The 22,198-nt window shown below is 71.5% G+C and carries 17 protein-coding genes and 1 pseudogene; 8 read left to right on the top strand and 10 right to left on the bottom strand.

What is annotated here, in order from left to right; genetic code table 11:
- Positions 1 to 181 precede the first annotated feature (181 nt).
- The 5 genes from V1258_RS12225 to V1258_RS12205 form a co-directional block, all read right to left on the bottom strand.
- Positions 182 to 1,867 carry a glycoside hydrolase family 13 protein gene (locus V1258_RS12225; protein WP_329749940.1) on the bottom strand — a complete coding sequence of 562 codons (1,686 nt, stop codon included), beginning with the start codon at positions 1,865 to 1,867 and terminating at the stop codon, positions 182 to 184.
- 74 nt (positions 1,868 to 1,941) lie between these two features.
- Positions 1,942 to 3,942: a glycoside hydrolase family 13 protein gene (locus V1258_RS12220; RefSeq protein WP_329749939.1), complete on the bottom strand. Its 2,001-nt coding sequence runs from the start codon at positions 3,940 to 3,942 to the stop codon at positions 1,942 to 1,944.
- Between the two features lie 8 nt (positions 3,943 to 3,950).
- The gene (locus V1258_RS12215) at positions 3,951 to 4,850 is read right to left on the bottom strand and encodes a sugar ABC transporter permease (protein ID WP_329749938.1); all 900 of its coding nucleotides are present in this window, start codon (positions 4,848 to 4,850) and stop codon (positions 3,951 to 3,953) included.
- A gap of 14 nt (positions 4,851 to 4,864) precedes the next feature.
- Positions 4,865 to 6,445, bottom strand: coding sequence for an ABC transporter permease subunit (locus tag V1258_RS12210; protein ID WP_329749937.1), 1,581 nt, complete (start codon positions 6,443 to 6,445; stop codon positions 4,865 to 4,867).
- Between the two features lie 283 nt (positions 6,446 to 6,728).
- Positions 6,729 to 8,018, bottom strand: coding sequence for a sugar ABC transporter substrate-binding protein (locus tag V1258_RS12205; protein WP_329749936.1), 1,290 nt, complete (start codon positions 8,016 to 8,018; stop codon positions 6,729 to 6,731).
- Between the two features lie 160 nt (positions 8,019 to 8,178).
- Between V1258_RS12205 and V1258_RS12200 the strand changes: the two genes are divergently transcribed.
- On the top strand, positions 8,179 to 9,198 hold the full coding sequence (locus tag V1258_RS12200) for a LacI family DNA-binding transcriptional regulator (protein ID WP_329749935.1): 1,020 nt from the start codon (positions 8,179 to 8,181) through the stop codon (positions 9,196 to 9,198).
- Positions 9,195 to 10,271 (top strand): tryptophan--tRNA ligase, encoded by a 1,077-nt coding sequence (gene trpS, locus V1258_RS12195; protein ID WP_329749934.1) that lies wholly within the window; start codon positions 9,195 to 9,197, stop codon positions 10,269 to 10,271. The genes V1258_RS12200 and trpS overlap by 4 nt, the downstream gene beginning before the upstream one ends.
- 27 nt (positions 10,272 to 10,298) lie before the next feature.
- On the opposite strand, the gene V1258_RS12190 is transcribed toward trpS, so the two are convergent.
- On the bottom strand, positions 10,299 to 11,378 hold the full coding sequence (locus V1258_RS12190) for a DUF5129 domain-containing protein (RefSeq protein ID WP_329750015.1): 1,080 nt from the start codon (positions 11,376 to 11,378) through the stop codon (positions 10,299 to 10,301).
- A pseudogene (locus tag V1258_RS15255) lies at positions 11,351 to 11,863 on the bottom strand (DUF5129 domain-containing protein); the annotation flags it as partial. The pseudogene V1258_RS15255 and the gene V1258_RS12190, both read right to left, overlap by 28 nt.
- A 312-nt stretch (positions 11,864 to 12,175) precedes the next feature.
- Between V1258_RS15255 and cysK the strand changes: the two are divergent.
- Both cysK and epsC read left to right on the top strand, forming a co-directional pair.
- A complete protein-coding gene (gene cysK, locus V1258_RS12180; RefSeq protein ID WP_329749933.1) occupies positions 12,176 to 13,105 on the top strand; it encodes a cysteine synthase A in 930 nt (309 codons plus the stop codon).
- A gap of 65 nt (positions 13,106 to 13,170) precedes the next feature.
- Positions 13,171 to 13,731 (top strand): serine O-acetyltransferase, encoded by a 561-nt coding sequence (gene epsC, locus V1258_RS12175; RefSeq protein ID WP_329750014.1) that lies wholly within the window; start codon positions 13,171 to 13,173, stop codon positions 13,729 to 13,731.
- Between the two features lie 8 nt (positions 13,732 to 13,739).
- Here epsC and V1258_RS12170 read toward each other — a convergent pair whose 3' ends face one another.
- The 3 genes from V1258_RS12170 to V1258_RS12160 are packed head-to-tail and all read right to left on the bottom strand — an operon-like array spanning position 13,740 to position 15,977.
- Complete coding sequence (locus tag V1258_RS12170; RefSeq protein WP_329749932.1) at positions 13,740 to 14,522, bottom strand: SIR2 family NAD-dependent protein deacylase; 783 nt, start codon at positions 14,520 to 14,522, stop codon at positions 13,740 to 13,742.
- Complete coding sequence (locus V1258_RS12165) at positions 14,519 to 15,358, bottom strand: aldo/keto reductase (RefSeq protein WP_329749931.1); 840 nt, start codon at positions 15,356 to 15,358, stop codon at positions 14,519 to 14,521. Before V1258_RS12165 ends, V1258_RS12170 begins: the two co-directional genes overlap by 4 nt.
- Before the next feature lie 43 nt (positions 15,359 to 15,401).
- Positions 15,402 to 15,977 (bottom strand): GNAT family N-acetyltransferase, encoded by a 576-nt coding sequence (locus V1258_RS12160; protein WP_329744940.1) that lies wholly within the window; start codon positions 15,975 to 15,977, stop codon positions 15,402 to 15,404.
- 210 nt (positions 15,978 to 16,187) lie between these two features.
- Here V1258_RS12160 and gcvT point away from each other — a divergent pair, with 210 nt between their 5' ends.
- The 4 genes from gcvT (at position 16,188) to V1258_RS12140 (ending at position 22,136) form a co-directional block, all read left to right on the top strand.
- A complete protein-coding gene (gene gcvT / locus V1258_RS12155; protein WP_329749930.1) occupies positions 16,188 to 17,318 on the top strand; it encodes a glycine cleavage system aminomethyltransferase GcvT in 1,131 nt (376 codons plus the stop codon).
- A gap of 58 nt (positions 17,319 to 17,376) precedes the next feature.
- Positions 17,377 to 17,748, top strand: a complete 372-nt coding sequence (gene gcvH, locus V1258_RS12150) for a glycine cleavage system protein GcvH (RefSeq protein ID WP_329749929.1) — start codon at positions 17,377 to 17,379, stop codon at positions 17,746 to 17,748.
- A gap of 119 nt (positions 17,749 to 17,867) precedes the next feature.
- Entirely contained in the window at positions 17,868 to 20,828 is a 2,961-nt protein-coding gene (gene gcvP, locus V1258_RS12145; protein ID WP_329749928.1) for an aminomethyl-transferring glycine dehydrogenase, read from the top strand.
- 96 nt (positions 20,829 to 20,924) lie between these two features.
- Positions 20,925 to 22,136 (top strand): cobalamin-independent methionine synthase II family protein, encoded by a 1,212-nt coding sequence (locus V1258_RS12140; RefSeq protein WP_329749927.1) that lies wholly within the window; start codon positions 20,925 to 20,927, stop codon positions 22,134 to 22,136.
- Positions 22,137 to 22,198 lie beyond the last annotated feature (62 nt).

Genomic DNA, 22,198 nt, shown 5'->3' with positions numbered 1-22,198 from the left:
TTCGCGGGACGGGCGCTGGAGCGGGAGGCGGGCCGAGGGCGACGGCGCGGGGCGAACGAGCCCGAGCGGGGCCTCACCGCAGCGGGCTCACGCTACCAGCCGCGCCGTGGCGCGCCCGCCCGCCACGCGCGAACGCGCCCGAGCTCCGTCCCGTGAGGGAGGGGCCCGTCCGCTCCACCCCTCAAGCGGTGCGGAGCCAGACGGCGGTGTCCGCCGGCAGCACGCCCCGGGCGACCCCGGGACCCGAGGCGACCAGCAGGGTCGCCGCGGCGAGAGGAGCGGGCAGCTCGACCGCCGCGTCGCCGGTGTTCACCAGCACCCACACGCTCCCGCGGCGCACCGCGAGGACGCCCTCCGGGAGGCCGTCCGGGAACTCGACGCCCTCGACATGGCGCCCCAGGCCCAGCTCCCCTCGTAGGCGCAGCGCGAGCCGGTACATCTCCAGCGTGGAGGTGGGATCGCCGGCCTGCACGTCCGCCGCGAGCTCGGCGAAGACCGCCGGCTGGGGCAGCCAGGAGGCGCCGGTGGGGGAGAAGCCGTAGGCAGGGGCGTCCTTCTCCCAGGGCAGCGGCACGCGGCACCCGTCGCGGCCCGGGACCCCGGCCCGGTGGTGCGAGGGGTCCTCGCGCAGCTCGTCGGGGATGTCGGCGACCTCGGGCAGACCCAGCTCCTCGCCCTGGTACAGGTAGGCGGAGCCGGGCAGGGCGAGCATCAGCAGGGTCGCCGCGCGGGCGCGCCGCCGGCCGAGCTCCGTGTCGGGGACCTCCTCGCGGGAGAGGCCCTCGCCGAAGCGGTGCTCCGGCGGGAAGCCGTAGCGGGTCGCGTGGCGGATCACGTCGTGGTTGGAGAGCACCCAGGTGGTGGGGGCGCCGACGGCATCGGCGAGCGCCAGCGGCTTCTCGATCGCGGCCCGCATCGTCGGAACGCCCCAGCGGGCCTGCAGGAATCCGAAGTTGAAGGACTGGTGCGCTTCCTCCGGGCCGATGTACAGCGGGAGGCGGTGCTCGGGGATCCACGCCTCGAGCACCATCATCCGATCTCCCGCGTAGGAGTCGACGATCGGCCGCCACTCGCGGTAGATGTCCAGCACCCCGTCGTTGTCGAAGTAGACCGGCACCTCGCCCTCGGGGATGTCGATGAGCCCCTCGGCGTTCACCGTCGCATCCGGCAGGCCCTCGGGCTTGACCATGCCGTGGGCCACGTCGACCCGGAAGCCGTCGGCCCCGCGGTCGAGCCAGAAGCGCAGCACTCCGCGGAACATCTCGTGCACGGCGGGATTGTCCCAGTTCCAGTCCGGCTGGGAGGTGTCGAAGATGTGCAGGTACCACTGGCCGGGGGTGCCGTCGGCCTCGGTCACGCGGGTCCAGGCCGGACCGTGGAAGATCGAGGTCCAGTTGTTCGGCGGCAGCTCGCCGTGCTCGCCGCGTCCCTCGCGGAAGACATACAGGTCCCGCTCGGGGGAGCCGGGGGCCGCCGCGAGCGCCTGCTGGAAGAGGACGTGCTCGCTCGAGGAGTGGTTCGGGACCAGGTCGACGACCACGCGCAGGCCGAGCTCGTGGGCGCGGGCGATCAGGGCGTCGGCGTCGGCGAGGCTGCCGAAGCGGGGGTCGACGTCGGTGTAGTCGGCGACGTCGTAGCCGCCGTCGTGCTGCGGGGAGGTGTAGAAAGGCGAGAGCCAGATCGCGTCCACCCCGAGATCGCGCAGGTACGGCAGGCGCGCCGTGACCCCGGGAAGGTCGCCCATGCCGTCGCCGTCCGAGTCGGCGAAGGAGCGGGGGTAGACCTGGTAAACCACGGCATCGCGCCACCACTCGGGGGCGCCGTGGGTCGCGGGGGCGCCGGTGAGGGCGGAGTCAAGCTGGGTCATGAGGGTCCTTCCGATGGTGCAGTGGTGCAGAGGTTCAATGGCAGTGGGAGTCGGCGTGGGCGGCCGGCGAGAGGTCAGGCCAGAGACGGCGTCGCGGCGCTGTGGCTGAGGCGGAACAGCGAGGCTCCTGCCTCGTCGGCGCGGAGACGCAGCTCCGGTGGTCCGGAGTCGACCTGAGAGGACGCCCCGCCGACGGAGCGCAGCACGTCCACAGCGCCGACGTCGGGGAGCGTGGAGAGATCCAGGGTGATCTCCTCGTGCGCGCTGCGGGCGAGATGGACGAGAACGTCCCCGTCGGGATGCGTGCGCAGCAGCACCAGGGCGTCGTGCCCGATGTGCAGCCAGCGCAGCCCACCGCGCCGGAGCGCGATCTCGGCACGCCGGAGACCGAGCAGCGCCTCCGTCTCCTCGAGCACCTCGAGATCGATCACCGACCCGTCGCGGTCCTCGATCGCAGTCCAGGGCATCGGGATGCGCGAATGCTCCCCGGTGAGCCCCTCCGCGCCGAGCTCATCGCCGGCGAACACCGTGGGCACACCCGGCAGCGCCGCGAGCGCGGCGAGTGCGGTGAGCTGGCGTTCGCGCGTCCCGACCACTGTGCGGGTGCGCGGGGTGTCATGGCTGGAGAGCTGGTTCTGGGAGTGGAGTCGGGAGGGCCAGGGCAGCTGCGCGTTGTACGAGCGAAGCGTCCGTGCCACGGAGGATCCCGGCAGCTTCGGCAGAGCCATCGGCAGACCCAGCCAGTTCAGGGTGCTCTCCGGGTCGGCGAGCCATGCCCACAGAGGCCGGGTGAAGCCGGTGTAGTTCATGGTCCCGTGCCAGCCATCACCGGCGAGATCGCCGCTCGCATCATGCCCGTGCTCCGCGACGAGCCAGGTCTCCCGCGCTGTTGCCGCAGCGGCGTCGCGCAGAGTCCCGCGGATCTCCCGGGCGACCTCGTGCGTGAGGTCGACCGCGCCGTGACGGCCGGTCATGTTCGCCACGTCGATCCGCCAGCCGTCGGCGTTGAAGGGCGGAGCGACATAGCGTCCCACGACGCTCTTCGGCCCCCGCGTCAGGCGGCTCCGCAGCTCGGCGGAGCGGAGGTCCAGCTTGGGCAGGGACGCCACATCGAGCCAGCTGACGTATCGGTGGGGGTGGTCCTCGAAGAGGTAGAAGCCTGCCTCGGGGGAGTCCGCGTCCGCGCAGGCGGTGCGGAACCACTCGTGGGTGTCTCCGGTGTGGTTGGTGGTGAGGTCCAGCACCAGGCGCATGCCGCGGGCATGGACCGCCTTGACCAGCCGCACGAGTGCCTCGTCGCCGCCGAGCAGAGGATCGACCTGGTCGAAGGTGGAAGCGTCGTAGCGGTGCACGGAACCGGCCGGGAACACCGGGGTGAGGTAGATCGTGTCCGCCCCGAGTCCGGCGATGTGATCCAGGCGCTCGATGATCCCGTCGAGGTCGCCCCCGTAGTACTGACGACCGGTGATCTCGCCGTGCGCCGCGGGTTCTTCATCCCATGCGCGCGGCAGAGCCCATTCGGGCAGTTCCGCAGGGGCGGGACGTCCGTCGGCATCGGTCGGTGACTGCGCGCTGCGCGCGAAGCGGTCCGGGAAGATCTGGTACACGATGGCGTCGGCCACCCACTCCGGTGCGGGCTCATGCGCCACCAGGCGGAAGTCCGTCACGTCCGACACGTCCCAGGGCACCAGTCCGGCTGCGGTGAGCCAGGCATAGGCCGGGACCGGTGCGCCGGACGCCGTGCGTGCACCCTCCTTCGCGAGCACGCAGAACCGGTAGGGGACCAGTGGGTTCGCGGCCACGAGCTCCGCTTCCCACCAGGCACCTGCGGGGTCCTCCGCGACGCGCTCCAGCTCCGCTGTGCGGATCTCGCCATCGATGATCCACCGCATCGCGAGGCCGCTCGCCGGATAGGCGGCGGGGACGTGCACTCGCACTCTTGCCAGGTCACCGAGGCGACGCGGGGCCAGAGGGAGGAAGGCGGGTCCGCTGTCGTGGTGCGGCTGCTCCAGCAGCGGCACCTCAGTGCCCTCGGCGAAGGACACTGGGGAGGTGGACGAGGAATGCAGCGGCATGGAGACGATCAACCCTTCACCGCGCCGGCGGTGGAGCCGCCCACGATGTAACGCTGCAGGAACTGGTACAGGATGATCACCGGGATCATGATCATCACGGATCCCGCCGCGAACACTCCGAGGTTGTTGGAGCGGTCGCCGAGCAGCATGCCGTACATGCCCACCGCGAGTGTCTTCTTGTCATCCGCAGTGAGGAAGATCGAGCCCAGCAGGAACTCGCTGAGCACGCCCACGAGGGCCAGCAGGACCGTCGTGGCGAGGATCGGGGTGAGCGTGGGCAGCAGGATCTTCGTGAAGACCTGCCAGTGCGTGCAGCCGTCGATCGTGGCAGCCTCGTCCAGTTCCTTCGGCACGGTGTCGAAGAACCCCTTGATGAGCCACACCTGGCCCAGCGAGCCGCCCAGCAGCACCACGATGTAGCCGGGCAGGGAGTTCAGCCCCAGGAACGGGATGATCTGGCCCAGGCCGGAGATCATCGTGTACACCGCGATCATCGCGAGGATCGCCGGGAACATCATCACCAGCAGCAGCGAGAGCAGGCCGATCCTGCGGCCGGAGAACCGGAAGCGGCTGAAGGCATAGGCTGCGAGGGTGGACAGGAAGACCTGCACCAGCGCGACGATCCCGCACACGATGATCGTGTTCAGGTACCACTGGAGGAAGGGGCCCCGAGCGCCGCTGATCAGCGTCTGGTAGTGGACGAGGCTGAAAGCGCGGGGGAGCAGCCCCGAGGAGGACACGGTCCCCAGCGGGTTCACCGACGCGGAGATGACGAAGAGGATCGGGAAGGCCGCGAAGGCCATCGCGGCGATGCCCACGAGGTGCCGCCAGCCGACCTCGGCCATCCAGCGGCGGAACGGCAGCCGGCGCGTCGTCACCGGAGTACGGGGTGCAGTGGAAGTGCTCATCTCGAAGTCCCCTCTCAGTTGACGTCTTCGAGGACGTTGGTGAATCGGAACTGGATCGCCGCGAGCACCCCGGTGAGGGCGAACAGAGCGACGGAGACTGCCGAGGCGAACCCGAAGTCCGCTCCCGAGCCGCCGAAGGCGATGCGGTAGATCATCGAGATCAGGATGTCGGTACCACCACGGGTGTATTCGCCCGGTAGGAAGGGCCCGCCCTCGGTGAGCAGCTGGATCGCATTGAAGTTGTTGAAGTTGAAGGCGAAGGACGCCACGAGCAGCGGGGCGACGGCCACGAGCAGGAGCGGGGTGACGACCTTGATCGTGGTCTGCAGTCGGCTCGCTCCATCCATGCGCGCCGCCTCCATGACGTCGCTCGGGATGGACTGCAGCGCGCCGGTGGAGACGATGAACATGTAGGGGAAGCCCATCCACAGGTTCGTCAGCAGCACGGCGGCCTTCGCCAGGGTGGGATCGCCCAGCCAGTTGAGATCCAGTCCCAGCGTCTCGTTGATCAGCCCGAAGTCGCGGTTGTAGAAGTTGGACCAGACCAGGAGCGAGATGAATCCGGGCACCGCGTACGGCATGAGGAGGACGGAGCGGTAGAGGCGGCGCCCGGCCAGCCGCTCGTCGTTGAGCACGAGTGCGAGAGCGAAGCCCACCACGAAGGTGAGGAGCACCGAGCCGAGCGCGAAGACCAGAGTCCACGCGAAGGCTGCGCCGAACTGCTTGGCGATGTTCGCGTTGGTGAACAGCCGCTCGTAGTTGTTCAGGCCGACGTTCTGAAGCCACGACTGGCTGAAGGCTCGCTCTCCATCGGCGTTGACGAAGTACTCGGTGTCACCGACCTTGCCGACGGTGAAGGTCTCACCCGTGCGGGAGTTGGTGAGGGTATCGGTGGCCTCGTCGTAGCTGAGCACGGTCGTGCCCTCGAAGGCCTGGTTCGCGCCCTGGATCTTGACCGCGGAGGAGTCGGTGATGGGCACTGCGAGCTGCTGGAGGGTGTCGTAAGCGGTGTTGATCTCGCGCGCGTCGAGGATCTCGTAGCCGCTGGCATCGGTGACGAAGCCGGAGGTGACGGTGACGTCCGAGGCAGGGATCTCCTCCAAAGGAAGATCTTCGGACCCGGTGTAGACGGTGCCCGTCTCAGGGTCGACCAGGAACAGGGTGAAGGGACCCTCGACCGGGTCTCCCTGGGTGGCGACGGAGAGGTTGTACCAGGTGGAGTCCTCCGTCTGCTGCACGGAGTTCGCGACGATCGAGTCGATCGCCTGCTCCTTGGTCCCGCGCGTTCCATCGCCGAAGTTCGTGAACGAGTAGCCCACCGTCAGGATGATCGGGGTGATCAGGAAGACCACCAGGAAGAAGGTGCCGGGGAAGAGGTACTTCCCGGGCACGAAGCGTCGGGTGGAGTACAGCAGGAAGATCGCGGCAGCGGCGAGGACGGTGACGCACAGCCACATCCACTGCTGGAGCTGGATCATCACCGGGATCGTGAAGGCGGCCACGGCGAGGACGGCGCCGAGGAACGCCACCCGTGCCAGCACTGCTGGGATCGTGGTGGTTCGCTCGCGGAGAGCGGGCGCATGGGTGGAGGACATGGCGTCGCTGCCTTTCGGGAGGACGTGCGCGCCGGAGCAGGCGCGGGATGAGAGCGGAGGGGGACGGGGTGCCGCGAGGGTGGGCTGTCGCAGGGCGCGAAGGAGGGGCGGGGGGGGGGGGGGGGGGGGGGGGGGACAACAACTCACCCGCCCCCCGTCCCACCTTCCTTCTTTCTGTCTTTCAGGGGGACGGGGTGCCGCGAGGGTGGGCTGTCGCAGGGCGCGAAGGAGGGGCGCGCGGGCCGGCGGGAGGTCGAGAACCCACCGGCCCGCGCGTCGCGGGTCAGCCGATCTGGCTGGTGATCTCCTCGCCGGCCGAAACCATGGTGGACTCGGGATCGGCGCCGCCGACGATGTTCGCCTGGGCCTGGCCGAGCGGCTGCCAGATGGCGGCCATCTCGGGGATCGAGGGCATCGGCTCGCCGCCCCCGGCGAGCTCCGCGATCTTGACGATCTCGGGGTAGTCCGCAGCGAGCTTGTCCTGCAGTGCGAGGTTCACCGGCGGCAGCTCGTTCTTCGGGAACATCTGCTCGACGATGTCGGGAGAGGAAGCGACGGCAGTGGCGAACTGCTGGGCGATCGCCGGGTTCTTGCCACCTGCCGCGACGTAGAAGGCGTTGACGCCTGCGAAGGGCACGGCCGGGTTGAGGCCTTCGAAGCCGGGCACCGCAGCCATGGTGAAGTCGATCTCGGCGGTGCGGATGTCCTCGAGCGCCCACGGGCCGGAGACCAGGTAAGCAGCCTTGCCGTCGGTGAACAGGGAGATCGCGTTGTCGCCCGAGATGGACGTGGAGAGCACACCCTGTTCACCGAGCTCCTTGATCTTCTCCCCGGCGACGATCGAGCCTTCCTGGCCGACACCCACGTCCGAGGGATCGAGGTTGCCCTCGGAGTCCCTGCCGAACAGGTAGCCGCCAGCAGAGGTGTAGAACGGCTCCATGTGGTAAGCGTCGCCCTGCTCGCCAACCGGCAGCGACAGCACATGCTCGGCGCCGCCAGCCTTCGCCGCCTCGACCATCTCCTCGACCGTGGCCGGCTCGGGGACATCGGTCAGGGCGTTGTTCGCGAACATCACGAGGGTCTCGACCGCGTAGGGGACGCCGTAGGTCTGGCTGTCGTAGGTCACGGCCTCGATGCCGATCGGCGCGATGTCGGTGGTGGCGTTGCCCGGCAGCTGGATGGGGGAGATCGAGCCGTTCTGCACGAGGTTCCCGATCCAGTCATGCGCGGCGACGATCATGTCCGGGCCGTTGCCGGCCTGGTTGGCGGTGACGAAGTTGCCCTGGAGGTCGTCGGCGACGATCTGCACGGCGACGGTGAAACCGTTGGCCTCGCCCCACGCGGCGGCCGGCTCCTCGAGGGACGCGGCCTTCACCTCGTCGGTCCAGATGACGAGGTCGGCGTCGGCGCGAGTGGGCGCCGCGCCGTCGGCCGCAGCGTCGCCGCCGGCGTCGGACGCGCCGGAGCCGGTGGTGCCCGAGTCGCCGGAGTCGGAGCCGCCGCACGCGGCGAGCATGGTGGTGGTGGCGGCGAGGCCGCTGAGGGCGAGGAAGCTCTTTCGACGGATCTGCACGTCTTCTCCTTTGAATCGTGGTCGTACTCGACCGGGGCAGGCCTGTGCCTGGTGGCGTCACTGTAGAACCGAACCGCCCGGATGTGCAAGAATACGCAAGATCTTGCAGATTACGATCCGGCAACGGCGAGGACGCCGCGGGTCAGGAAGGGGCGGCCTGATGGCGCGGCTCATCGATATCGCCCGTGAGGCCGGGGTCAGCGAGGCCACGGTCTCCCGCGTCCTGAACGGCAAGTCCAGGGTCAACGAGGCCACGCGCACCGCGGTCCTCGACGTCGCCCGGCGCCTCGGCCGCGTCGTGGAGCCCTCCGCCGTGGGGCACGGCCCCGTGGTCGGGCTGCTCGTGCCGGACCTCAGCAACCAGGTCTTCGCCGCCTGGGTCGAGCGCCTCGAGGCGGAGCTCTTCGAGCGCGGCGCCTCCACTCTCGTGGGCATCCGTGCCCGGACCGTGGAGCGCGAGCGAGAGATCTTGCAACGCTTCGTGCATGCCGGGGTCACCGCGGTCATCGTCGTCTCCGGCCACCACGCGCAGCAGAGCGCCCCGCTGGACCACTACCGCGAGGTGACCAGCGCCGGGATCCCACTCGTCCTCATCAACGGCGTGCAGCCGGACCTCGACGCCGCCTTCGTCTCCACCGACGACGAGCATGCCGTGGACATCGTCCTCGCCCACCTCCACGAGCTCGGCCACCGCCGCGTGGGCCTCGCCGTGGGCGATGAGCACACGTGGCCCGTGCGCGAGAAGCTGCGCGCCTTCGAGGCCGGCACCGCCCGTTGGGGCGAGGAGGGCCAGCCGGTCGCCTTCACCGACTTCTCCTATGCGGGCGGCTACGAGGCGGCGCGCGAGCTGTTGGACCGCGGCGTCACCGCGATCGTCTGCGGCTCCGACGTCATGGCCGTCGGCGCCTTCGAAGGAGTGCGCTCCCGCGGCCTCGAGGTCCCGCGCGATGTCTCGATCGTGGGCTACGACGACGTCTTCTGGGCCTCCCTCACCCACCCGGCGCTGACCACCGTGCGCCAGACCGTCCCCTCGATGGCCCGCGCCGCCGTGCGGACCGCCCTCGGCGGCGGGGAGGACAGCCGGCGCCCCGCCCGCACCGAGGTCGTCGTGCGGCCCCAGCTGATCGTGCGCGGCTCCACTGCGGCCGCCCCCGGCGCGGCCGCTAGCATGGACCGGTGACCGCTTCGAACACCCCTCGCACCAGCTACGACACCGCCCAGGAGCGCAGCGACGCGATCTGGGAGCAGATCGCGACCGATCCCTCGGGACTGCGCATGCTCACCGGTGACCGTCCCACCGGCGCCCTGCACATCGGGCACTACTTCGGCTCGCTGCGCAACCGCGTGCGCCTGCAGGAGGTCGGCGTGGAGACGTGGCTGATCGTCGCGGACTACCAGGTCATCACCGACCGCGAGGTCCTCGGGGACATTCGCGGCTCGGTGCGCGAGCTGCTCACCGACTATCTCGCGGCGGGCATCGACCCCGAGCGGGCCACGATCTTCACCCACTCCGCGGTGCCGGCGCTGAACCAGCTGATGCTGCCGTTCCTCTCGCTCGTCACGCAGCCCGAGCTCGAGCGGAACCCCACCGTGAAGGCCGAGCTGCAGGCCGCCGGCAAGACCGCCATGGGCGGGCTCATGCTCACCTACCCGGTGCACCAAGCCGCGGACATCCTGTTCTGCCACGGCAACCTCGTCCCGGTCGGCAAGGACCAGCTGCCCCACATCGAGCAGACCCGCGTCATCGCGCGACGCTTCAACGAGCGCTACGCCGGCGGGGAGGAGTTCTTCCCGCTGCCCGACGCCCTGCTCTCCGAGGCGCCGACGATCCTCGGCCTCGACGGTGCGGCGAAGATGAGCAAGTCCCTCGGCAACACCGTCATGCTGCGGATGACCCCCGACGAGACCCTCGCGAAGATCAAGAAGGCCAAGACGGACTCCGAGCGGCGGATCACCTTCGACCCCGAGGGCCGTCCCGAGGTCGCGAACCTGCTGACCATCGCCGGGCTGTGCACGGACCGCGACCCCGCGCAGATCGCCGAGGAGATCGGCGACGCCGGCTCCGGCACCCTGAAGATGCTCACCGCAGAGGCGCTCAACGAGCACCTCGCGCCGCTGCGGGCCCGTCGTGTGGAGATCGAGCAGAACCCCGATCACCTGTTCGCGGTCCTGCGCGCCGGCAACGAGCGGGCGAACGAGGCCGCCGAGGCGACCCTCGCGCGGGTCCGCGAGACCATGGGGATGGTCTACTGACCGCTCCCTGACGGCTGTCGCCCGCGCTCAGAAGCGGCTCGAGCTGCCCGCCCCGGAGAAACCGCCCGAGGAGCCCGCGGAGAAGCCGGAGACGCTCGAGCTCGCGTTCGACGGCGGGTTGCGGTGCTGCTGCAGGCTGCGGTCCGACGTGTGCTGCCAGCTGGAGTACCAGAGCACCGGGTTCAGGTGCCAGGGCTGGCCGGCGTACGCCGACGCCGAGCCGTCGAGGGCGTGCCGCCGTGCCCGCAGCGAGCGGTAGCGCCGCTGGCCGCGCGGGTTCTCCTCGGCGCGGGCGAGGAGCTCCTGCTCGGTGTCGTCCTGCGCGAGCCGGGAGATGCGGCTGCTCTGCAGCATTACGGTCGCGGCGGAGAGCTCGCGGGTGAGCGTGTCGAGGCGCTCGAGCGCCTCGTCCGGCGAGGTGCGCCGCTCCTCGAGGGTGGCGGTGAGCTCGCCGATCTCGGCGTCGGCCTGCCGCGCGAGGTCGTGCAGCGAGTCCGCCGCCTCCGTCTCCACCGCCGAGGCGGAGCGGTCGGTGAGCGGGGACTGCTCGAGCTCCGCGATCGCGTCGCGCAGCGGGGCGGTCTCGCGGTCCCACGCCTCGCGCCAGTCGCCGGTGCGGGTGAGCAGGTCCCGCGCCTCGACCACGAGGTCGTCGACGCGGTCGGCCTCGGAGACCGCCTCCTCGAGCGCGGTGGCCCGCGCGCGCTCGGCGCCCCGCAGCCCCCACGACCAGTGGCGGGCCGACCGGGAGGGGATCTCGGAGCGCACGGCGAGGGCGCGCTCGACGCTGTCCACGAACGTCCGGTGGTCCGCCTGCGCCGCCCGCGCGTACTCGGAGGCCTCCGGGAGGTCGCGGGCGGCCGCCTCGGTGCGCAGGCGTGCGCCCTCGATCTCGGCCAGGCGCGCGAGGGAGTCGTCGACCCGGCGCCGGGGGGGGGTGGGTGAGGAGGAGACGGAGGACGGGTCATGGTGACTTCGGAGGGGTAGGGGAGGGGGTTTTCGCCCTGTTGCCGGACGGCGCCGCGCAGGCCGAGCAGGGCGAGCGTGCCGGCGAGGGCCCCGGCACCGCCGAGCACGAACGCGACCAGGCTCGCCGGGTGCTGCCACCACGGGCGCAGCAGCAGCGTCGCGTACCGCTCGGCCCCGGCCTCGATCGCGCTCTCCCAGAACCGGGAGCGGGCCGGCTCCCGCATCGCGTCCTGCACGGACTCGAACTCGGAGTCGGTGAGCTTCACGTCCTCCCCGGCGTAGGTGCCGAGGAAGCGGTTCTCGGGATCGAGGGCGAGGATCATCGTTTCGTCGGCCCAGACGTCCCCGGAGTCGGCGATGAGGGAGGGGTCCTGGAGCCGGGCGTACTGGAGCACGGCGTCGTTCAGGGCGAGGTCGTCGGCGGGATCGAAGCCGTCGTCCGTCACGTCCACGACCAGCACGACGAGCCGCACGTCGGTGCGGAAGTCGGTGCCCTCGAGAGCCGTCTCGAGCCGCTCCTCGTCCAGGACGCCCGCGATGTCGCGAACGTCCACCTCCGTCGGCGGCTGGGCGTGGGCAGCGGGGCCGGCGAGCGCGCCGCCGAGTCCCAGCACCGCGAGCATGCCGAGCAGCATCAGCAGGAGCGGCGCCGCGGGCCGGACTCGGGGCACGGCCTCGTGCCCGTCGGCCCGTGCGGCGGGGGAGGACGGGGTCGTGCAGCGGGCATCGTCGAGGGCGAGCATGGCCCCGACCTTAGGGACTTCCCGGGCGGTCCGCCTCCGACCTGCGTCGATCCCGGGCGTGTCGATCGGCCGGTCGGCAGGATGGGGCTGGACGGTCCCGCGGAGGCACGGCGGGATCAGGTTATGATCGCGCCTAGCAGTGCTTTGCAGGGGCCGTGTGCCCACGGTCCTGTCTGAATCGAGGAGGAACCCATGCCCGTGTACGAGAACGTCTCCGAGCTCGTCGGCCGCACCCCGCTGGTCAAGCTCAACCGGCTCGGCGATGGTGTGAAGGCGACCGTGCTCGCCAAGCTCGAGTTCTACAACCCCGCCAACTCTGTCAAGGACCGCATCGGCGTGGCCATGATCGACGCCGCGGAGAAGTCCGGCGAGCTGCAGCCCGGCGGCACCATCGTCGAGGCCACCTCCGGCAACACCGGCATCGCACTCGCGATGATCGGCAGCTCCCGCGGCTACCAGGTCGTGCTGACCATGCCCGAGTCGATGTCCAAGGAGCGGCGGATGCTGCTGCGCGCCTACGGGGCCGAGCTCGTGCTCACCGAGGCCGCCAAGGGCATGAAGGGCGCGGTCGAGAAGGCCCAGGAGATCGCGGCCGAGCGCGGCGCGGTCCAGGTGCGCCAGTTCGACAACCCCGCCAACCGCGAGATCCACCGCCGCACCACCGCGGAGGAGATCTGGGCCGACACCGAGGGCGCGGTCGACGCGCTGGTCGCGGGCATCGGCACCGGCGGCACCATCTCCGGCGTCGGCCAGGTGCTCAAGGAGCGCAAGGGCGAGGTGAAGGTCTTCGCGGTCGAGCCCGAGGAGTCCGCGATCCTCAACGGCGGCGCCCCCGGCCCGCACAAGATCCAGGGCCTCGGCGCGAACTTCGTGCCCTCGATCCTGGACCGCGAGGTCTACGACGAGGTGCTCGACATCGACGCCGAGACCGCGATGGAGCGCGCCCGCTCCGTCGCCCGCACCGAGGGCCTGCTCGTCGGCATCTCCTCCGGCGCCGCGATCGAGGCCGCCGCCCGCGTCGGCTCCCGCGAGGAGTTCGCCGGGAAGACCATCGTGGTGATCGTGCCGTCCTTCGGCGAGCGTTACCTCTCCACCCCGCTGTTCGCGCAGTACGCGGACTGACCGGCCACGCCATGTCCCGTCTGCGCGAGGCGAGCTCGATGCCGGCTCGGCTGACCGACCGGGTGATGGGTGTCGTCGCGACGGTCCGGGAGGATCTCGCGGCGGCACACCGCCGGGACCCGGCGGCGACCGACGACCTGTCGATCCTGCTGACCTCCCCCGGCCTGCACGCCATCTGGACGCATCGCCTCGCGCATCGGCTCTGGGAACGGGGGGCGAGGCGCAGCGCGCTGATCCTCGCCCAGGGCGCCCGCTCGATCACCGGGGTGGAGATCCACCCCGGGGCGAGCATCGGCCGCCGCTTCTTCATCGATCACGGCATGGGCGTGGTCGTGGGGGAGACCGCCGAAGTCGGCGACGACGTCATGCTCTACCACGGCGTGACCCTCGGCGGTCGCTCCATGGAGCGGGTCAAGCGCCATCCCACCGTCGGCGACGGCGTGACCATCGGGGCGGGCGCCCGCGTGCTCGGTCCGATCCTCATCGGCTCCGGAGCCCAGGTGGGCGCGAACGCCGTCGTCGTCAAGGACGTGCCGGCCGGCGCGACGGCCGTCGGCATCCCCGCGACCGTGCGCAGCGGCGCCGCACACCCCGAGGAGAACGTCGACCCGGCGATCTGGATCTGACAGGCGGGTCAGAAGGGATCGAGGAACGAGGCCGACGAGCGCCCGTTCGCCGAGCGCTCCCAGTCCGGGAGCACCTCGTGGGCGTCCTCGGCGATCACGTGGTCGAAGGCGGCGCGCAGCGCACCGCCGGGCGGCGGGTCGATGTCGATCAGCACCGTCGTCGCCCCGTGGGCCCGGGCGAGCGGCGCGAGCTGCGCCGCGGGGAAGACGACCCCGCTCGTGCCGACGGCGACCAGCAGGTCCGCCCGCTCGGCCAGCCGCATCCCCAGCTCGAGGTCGGTCGCGGGCAGCATTTCGTCGAAGAGCACGACGTCGGGCCGGGTCCGCTCCCCGCAGCGCGGGCAGCTCCCGGGCACCCCGTGGTCCTCGGCGCGCGGGCCGTCCCCGGGGGTGAGCTGCGCCCGCCAGGTGCACTCCGCGCCGAGGCACACCGCGTGCAGGGCGCTGCCGTGCAGCTCGGCGACGATCTCGCTGCCCGCCGCCTGATGCAGGCCGTCGATGTTCTGCGTGATCACGGGCGCGCCCATCCGGGCGATCGCCCGATGGCCGGGCGTCGGCCCGTGAGCGGTGGCGATCCGGGCCATCCGGCCCCATACGCGCCACAGCTGCGGCAACGAGTCCGGCAGGTGCTCGGCATGCATCGCCCGCTCGGTCTCGGGCTCGAGGGCCCACAGACCCTGCGGGCCGCGGAAGGTCCCCAGGCCCGTGCGTGCGCTGAGCCCCGAGCCGGTGAGGAAGACGATCTCGCGGTGCTCCGGACCGGGGGCGAAGCGACCTCCCGGTCCGGTCACCACTCCTCGTGCTCCCGGGAATCCCAGGCGGCGTCCTCCCCGAGGTCCAGGCTCGCCAGCAGCGCGCGGTCCTCGTCGTCCAGGCGCACGTGATCCAGCGACGCGTTCTCGAGCTGGCGCTGGGCATCGCCCGACTTGGGGATCACGACGATGTCGCGGTCGATGGTCCAGCGCAGCGTGACCTGGGTGAGGGTCGCATCATGCTTCTGGGCGACCTTGCGCAGGGCGTACTGGGTGCCGAGCCCGTCGCGGCCGCCGAGCGGGCCCCAGGCCTCGGTGACGATGCCGTGCTCCTGGTGGAAGGCGACGGTGTCGTGGCGCGCGAGGGCGGGGGAGAGCTGGATCTGGTTGACCTCGGGCCACACGCCGGTCGCGTCGACCAGCTCCTGGATCTGCTCGGGGCGGAAGTTGGAGACGCCGATGTGCAGCGCCCGCCCCTCCTCCTTGAGATCGACCAGCGTGCGCCACGTGTCGAGCGCGAGGCCGCGCGACGGGTTCGGCCAGTGGATCAGGACGAGGGCGGCGCGCTCGAGGCCGAGGCGGCGCAGCGACTCGAGGTACCCCGTGCGTGCGGCCTCGCGACCCTGGTCGCCGCCGGCGATCTTCGTCGTCACGAGCACCTCGTCGACGTCCAGCCCGGAGAGCCGGATCGCCTCGCCGACCGCCGCCTCGTTGCCGTACTGCGCCGCGGTGTCCAGGAGCCGGTAGCCGGCGCCGAGGGCGGTCGCGATCCGCTGCGCGCCGTCGGGGCCCTTGAGCCCGCCCGTGCCGAAGCCGATCAGCGGGAACGCGCTGCCGTCGGCGAGCGTGGTGGTGGGGATGGTCAGCGCGGTCATGGGGTCCTCCGACGACGGGGGTGAGCGGACCCGGCCAGCCTACCTAGTGGGCGCGCGCGGGCGGCGGCGGGTCCTGCTCGGTCTGCAGGGAGTCGACGCGCTCGGGGAGCGGCTCCGCGAGGCTCCGCTCGAGCAGCAGCTGCTGCGTGCCGAACTCCTCGAGGCCCTTGCGGACGGTGAAGCCGAGCTTGCGCAGCAGGGCGACGCTGCGCTTGTTGCGGGTCTGGCTGACAGCGATGACGTGGTCGTCCTCGAGCGCCTCCCGCGCCCAGGCGAGCAGCGCGGCGCAGGCCTCCGCGGCATAGCCGCGGCCCGTCCACTCCGGCAGGAGGGCGTAGGAGAGCTCGAGCTCGCCGCGGTCGTAGTCCAGGGTGATGGATCCGATCATCCGGTCGTCGTCGAGGGTCGCGAGCACCCAGCGGCCCCAGGTCAGTCCCAGGGGCGAGAGCTCGAGCGCCTGGCGGGACGCGTAGTCGACGGTGCCGCCCAGGTACTCCCGCGTGACGGGGTCGGTCATCAACCGGATCATGGCCGCGCGGTCCGCCTCGCCCGGCGCTCGGATCGCCAGCCTCTCGCTGCGGATCTCGACCGGCCAGTCGGGGGTTCCTTCACGTGTCACGGGGACCACCGTACCCGTCCCGCGGCGCTCGGCCCGGGCCGTTCGGGTCGGTTGCCGGGTGTTCCGCGGGGAACCGGCGAGAGTGCCGCCCGACCTCGGGACGGGCGGTAGGGTGACCCTGCGGCACGAGGGCGTGCTGCGGCGCCCGAGGACTCGGGAGGCGCACGGTGCGGGGCGGGAGTCCGTCCCCGGTGAGGATGAAGGAGCACCATGGTCGAGGAGTCGCTGCGCAGCACGGCATTGGAGTCGGTCCACGAGGCGTCGGGGGCGACCTTCACGGACTTCGCGGGATGGCGGATGCCCGTCCGCTACGACTCGGATCTGCGCGAGCACGCCGCGGTCCGCGAGCGGGCCGGGATCTTCGACCTCAGCCACATGGGCGAGATCCACCTGCGCGGTCCGCAGGCCGGGGAGGCGCTCGACCACGCGCTCGCCGGGAAGATGTCCGCTATGGCCGTCGGCCGGGCGAAGTACTCGTTGATCCTCGCGGAGGACGGCGGCGTGATCGACGACGTCATCGCCTACCGCCTCGCGGAGGACCACTTCCTGGTGGTCGCCAACGCCTCCAACGCCGAGGTCGACGCCGGCGAGCTCATCGCCCGCGCCCACGGCTTCGACGTCGAGGTCGACGACGCCTCCGCAGCGACCGCGCTGATCGCCGTGCAGGGGCCGCTCAGCGAGGACATCCTGCTCGAGGCGCTCCTCGGTGACGAGGACGTCGCGGGGCTGACCGCCGAGGACCTCACCGCGCTGCGCTACTACCGCGTCCTCGAGGGCACTTACCGGGGCGAGCAGCTGCTCGTCGCCCGCACCGGCTACACCGGGGAGGACGGCTTCGAGCTGTACGTGCCCGCCGAGCTCGCCGTCCCGCTCTGGGAGCGCCTCGTCGCCGTCGGCGGCGAGCGGCTGACCCCCTGCGGCCTCGCCTGCCGCGACACCCTCCGCCTCGAGGCCGGCATGCCGCTGTACGGTCATGAGCTGGGCCGCGCGCTGAAGCCGGTCCAGGCCGGTCTCGGCAAGGTCGTCGCCCTCGCGTCGAAGGGCGACTTCGTGGGTCGTGCCGCCCTCGAGGGTGCGGACCACGGGGACCTGCCCGTGCTCGTCGGCCTCTCCGCCGAGGGCCGGCGCGCCGCTCGCGCCGACGCGGTGGTCCGCGACGCCGACGGCGCCGAGGTCGGGGTGATCACCTCGGGGGCGCTCTCGCCGACCCTCGGGCACCCGATCGCGATGGCCCTCGTCCGCCCCGACCTGACGGAGATCGGCACCGAGCTGATCGCCGACGTGCGCGGCAAGGACCTGCCGGTCCGCGTCGTCTCCCTGCCCTTCTACTCCCGCGCCTGACGCTCCGCGCCGGACGCACCCCTCCCCGAATCCCGATCCCCTGACGGAAGGACACCCCATGACCGCAGAGCTTCTGTACAGCAAGGACCACGAGTGGGTCCGCGTCGAGTCCGAGGGCGTCGCCCTCGTCGGCGTGACCGACTACGCCGCCGAGCAGCTCGGCGACGTCGTCTACGTCGACCTGCCCGAGGAGGGCGCCGAGGTCACCGCCGGCACCGAGATGGGCGAGATCGAGTCGACCAAGTCGGTCTCGGACCTCTTCTCCCCGCTCACTGGCTCGGTCACCGAGGTGAACCAGGCCGTGGTGGACACCCCCGAGCTGGTGAACTCCTCGCCCTTCGAGGACGGCTGGCTGATCCGCGTGAGCTTCGCGGAGCTGCCCGAGGATCTGCTGTCCGCCGAGGACTACCAGGCCTTCACCGCCTCCTGAGCCGGCCGGCGGCGGCCGCCCCGTGCGGCCGCCGCCGAGCGCGCTCGCCCGCGCCGCCGCGGCGCCCGTCGGCCCCGTCGCCACCCATCCGCTCTCGCACCACCCAGGGAAGCCCGTCCATGACCTCCTCGTCCGTGTTCGCCCACGACTCCTTCGTCTCCCGCCACGTCGGCACCGATCCCGAGGCGCAGCGGCGCATGCTCGAGGTGCTCGGCTACGAGAGCCTCGACGAGATGCTGCGGTCCGCCGTGCCCTCCACGATCCTGCTCGAGGAGGACGTCGACACCGACGTCCCCGCGGCCGTGACCGAGCCTGCCGCGCTCGCCGAGCTGCGCGCCCTCGCCGATCGCAACACGGTGCGCCGCTCGCTCATCGGGCTCGGCTACCACGGCACCCACACGCCGGCGGTGATCCAGCGCAACGTGCTCGAGAACCCCGCCTGGTATACGGCCTACACCCCGTACCAGCCGGAGATCTCGCAGGGCCGCCTCGAGGCGCTCCTGACCTTCCAGACGATGATCTGCGATCTCACCGGCATGGACGTCTCCAATGCGTCCACCCTCGACGAGGCGACCTCCGCCGCCGAGGCGCTGATGCTCGCCCGCCGCACCGCGAAGCGCAACGGCGACGTCTTCCTCGTCGACACCGACGCCCTGCCCGCCACCAAGGCGGTGCTCCAGGGCCGGGCCGACGGGCTCGGCATCACGCTGCGCGAGGTCGACTTCGCCCGCGACGGCGCCCCCGAGGGCGAGTACTTCGGGGCCCTGATCCAGTACCCCGGCGCCTCGGGCCGCGTGTGGGACCCGAGCGAGGTCATCGCTGCGGTGAAGTCCACCCGGGCCGTCGCGATCGTCGCCGCGGACCTGCTCGCCCTGACCCTGCTCGCCTCCCCGGGCTCCCTCGGCGCCGACGTCTCGGTCGGGACCTCCCAGCGCTTCGGCGTGCCGCTCGGCTTCGGCGGCCCCCACGCCGGCTTCGTCGCCGTCCGCAAGGGCCTCGAACGGCAGCTGCCGGGCCGTCTCGTCGGCGTCTCCCTGGACGCCGACGGCAACCCCGCCTTCCGCCTCTCGCTGCAGACCCGCGAGCAGCACATCCGCCGCGAGAAGGCCACCAGCTCGATCACCACCGCGCAGGTGCTACTCGCCGTGATGGCGGCGATGTACGCCGTCTACCACGGTCCCGAGGGCCTCACCCGGATCGGCCGACGGGTCGCGGATCGCACCACCGCCCTCGCCGACGTGCTGCGCCGCAGCGGCTACGAGCTGGTCTCGGACTCCTTCTTCGACGCCCTCGAACTGCGTGTGACCGGGCGCGCCCGGGAGATTGCCGCCGGTGTCGCGGAGGCCGGTTATCTCGTGCACGCCGTCGACGACGACCTGGTCCATCTCGCCCTGGACGAGACGATCACCCGTTCCGATCTCGAGGCCATCGCCGCCGCCTTCGCGCCCTACGCCCCGCAGCCCGGGGCCGAGCTCGCCGCCGAGCCCGCGGAAGGGGCCGACGGGGACGCCGGCGTCACCTCGGGTGCGGGCTGGGAGCGCCTGGTGCGCCAGGACGCGATCCTCCGCCACCCGGTGTTCTCCTCCTTCCGCTCGGAGACCGCGATGATGCGCTACCTGCGCCGCCTCTCGGACCGCGACTTCGCGCTCGATCGCGGCATGATCCCGCTGGGCTCCTGCACGATGAAGCTCAACGCCGCGACGGAGATGGCGGGCATCACCTGGGAGGCGTTCAACGGCGTCCATCCCTTCGCCCCGCGCGAGGACGTCGAGGGCTATCTCGAGCTGATCGGTCAGCTCGAGACCTGGCTGACCTCGCTCACCGGCTACGACACCGTCTCCCTCCAGCCCAACGCCGGCTCGCAGGGCGAGTACGCCGGCCTGCTCGCGATCCGCGCCTATCACGCCTCCCGCGGCGAGTCCGCCCGCGAGGTGTGCCTCGTGCCCTCCTCGGCGCACGGCACCAACGCCGCGAGCGCCGTCAACGCGGGTCTGCGCGTCGTGGTCGTCGACTCCGACGACCGCGGCAACATCGACCTCGACGACCTGAAGCAGAAGATCAAGGATCACGGCGACGAGCTCGCGGCGATCATGATCACCTACCCCTCGACGCACGGCGTGTACGAGGAGGAGGTGCGCACCGTGTGCCAGCTGGTGCACGACGCGGGCGGCCAGGTATACGTCGACGGCGCGAATCTCAACGCCCTGCTGCAGGTGGCGCGCCCCGGCGAGTTCGGCGGCGACGTCTCCCACCTGAACCTGCACAAGACCTTCTGCATCCCCCACGGCGGCGGCGGCCCCGGGGTCGGACCGGTCGCGGCCAAGGCGCATCTCGCGCCATTCCTGCCGGGCCACCCGGCGATCCAGGAGGAGGAGCACCAGGTCGTGGGGCAGGGCGCGATGGTCCACGGCGGCGCCCCCGTCTCCCAGGCACCCTACGGCTCCCCGTCGATCCTGCCGATCACCTGGACCTACATCCGGCTGATGGGCCCCGACGGGCTGCGCCATGCGACCGCCTCCGCGGTCCTCGCCGCGAACTACATGGCCCGCCGCCTCTCCGAGGCCTACGAGATCCTGTACACCGGCGAGAACGGCTTGGTCGCCCACGAGTGCATCGTGGACCTCCGCCCCTTCACCGCCCGCACCGGGATCACGGTCGACGACGTCGCCAAGCGGCTCATCGACTACGGCTTCCACGCCCCGACCATGTCGTTTCCGGTCGCCGGGACGCTCATGATCGAGCCGACGGAGTCCGAGGACCTCGCGGAGATCGACCGCTTCGTCGAGGCGATGCTGATGATCGCCAAGGAGGCCGACGAGGTGCTCGCCGGCACCTGGCCCGCCGACGACAACCCGCTCGTCAACGCCCCGCACACGGCAGCGTCGATCGCGACGGGGGAGTGGACCCACCCCTACTCCCGCGAGATCGCCGTCTACCCCGGCTCCTGGACCGCGCCGGAGGACGAGTCGGTGCACGACAGCGCGCAGATGAGGATCCAGTCGAAGTACTGGCCGCCGGTGCGCCGCATCGACCAGGCCTACGGCGATCGCAACCTGGTGCCCACCTGGCCGCTGGACTGAGCCCGCGCGGCGCCTCCTCGGCCCGGGGAGGCGCCGTGTGAACGGCTGTGGCGCCGCGATTCCCGCTCTCGAGGACCGGGCTCCTACTCTCGGGGCATGACCGACATCCTCACCACCCACGCCGGCTCCCTGCCCCGCAGCCCGGAACTGATCGCCGCGAACGCCGCCCGCCCCGTCGGCGAGGACGGCCTGACCCCCGCCCCCACTGACGAGTTTCGCGAGGTGCTGCGCCAGGCCGTCGTCGACGTCGTCGCGAAGCAGCGCGAGATCGGCATCTCGATCCCCAACGACGGCGAGTACGGGCACCTCATGGGCTCCGCCGTGAACTACGGCTCCTGGTGGTCGTACATCTTCGACCGCGTCAGCGGCCTCGAGATCACCGGCAGCGACATCTTCTCCTCCGAGCCGGTCCGCTCGAGCCCCGGGAACGTGCGCCTGACCACCTTCCCCGACCGCCGCGACTGGACGATCTTCGCCGACGCGTACCAGGACCCGACCTCCGGCATCACCGTCGGCTCCCAGCCGACCTTCCCGGCCGCGACCTCCCAGATCGCCTACTCGGAGACGGGCCGCGAGCTCGTCGCCCAGGACGTGGCGAACTTCCGCGCCGCCCTCGAGTCCGCCGGATACTCGGGCGGTTATCTCGCCGCGCTCTCCCCGGGCTCCGGCTCCCGCATCAACGACGACCACTACGGCGACGAGGACGCCTTCCTCGACGCCTGGGTCGAGGTGATGCGCCCCGAGTACGAGGCGATCGCCGCCGCGGGCCTCACCGTCCAGATCGACGACCCCTCCATCGCCGAGAACTGGGACCAGATCAACCCCGAGCCGTCCATCGCGGACTACGTCGAGTTCACCCGCAAGCGAGTCGACGCCGTCAATCGCGCGCTCGTGAACGTGCCGACCGAGCAGACCCGCTTCCACCTGTGCTGGGGCTCCTGGCACGGCCCGCACACGACCGACATCGAGTTCCGCCACATCGCGCCGTTGCTGCTCGAGATCGACGCGAAGTACTACTCCTTCGAGGCCGCGAACGTGCGCCACGAGCACGAATGGACCGTGTGGCAGGACCTCGAGCTGCCGGACGACAAGGTGATCGTGCCCGGCATCGTCTCCCACGCCACCAACGTCGTCGAGCACCCCGAGCTGGTCGCGCAGCGCCTCGAGCGCTTCGCCCGCATCGTCGGCCCGGAGCGCGTGATCGGCTCGACCGACTGCGGCCTCGGCGGGCGCATCCACCCGCAGATCGCGTGGGCGAAGCTCGCCTCTCTCGTCGAGGGCGCGGCGATCGCCTCGGCCCGCCTCTGAGCGGTCCCAGAACCCGTCGCGGAAGGGCTCGCCGAGCGCGGCACGACGGCCCGGTGGGCGAG

It is taken from the genome of Brachybacterium sp. J153, assembly GCF_036311905.1.
Taxonomy (GTDB): Bacteria; Actinomycetota; Actinomycetes; order Actinomycetales; family Dermabacteraceae; genus Brachybacterium.
The sequence above is the reverse complement of the archived record's forward strand: the minus strand, read 5'-3'. Positions and strand labels throughout refer to the sequence as shown.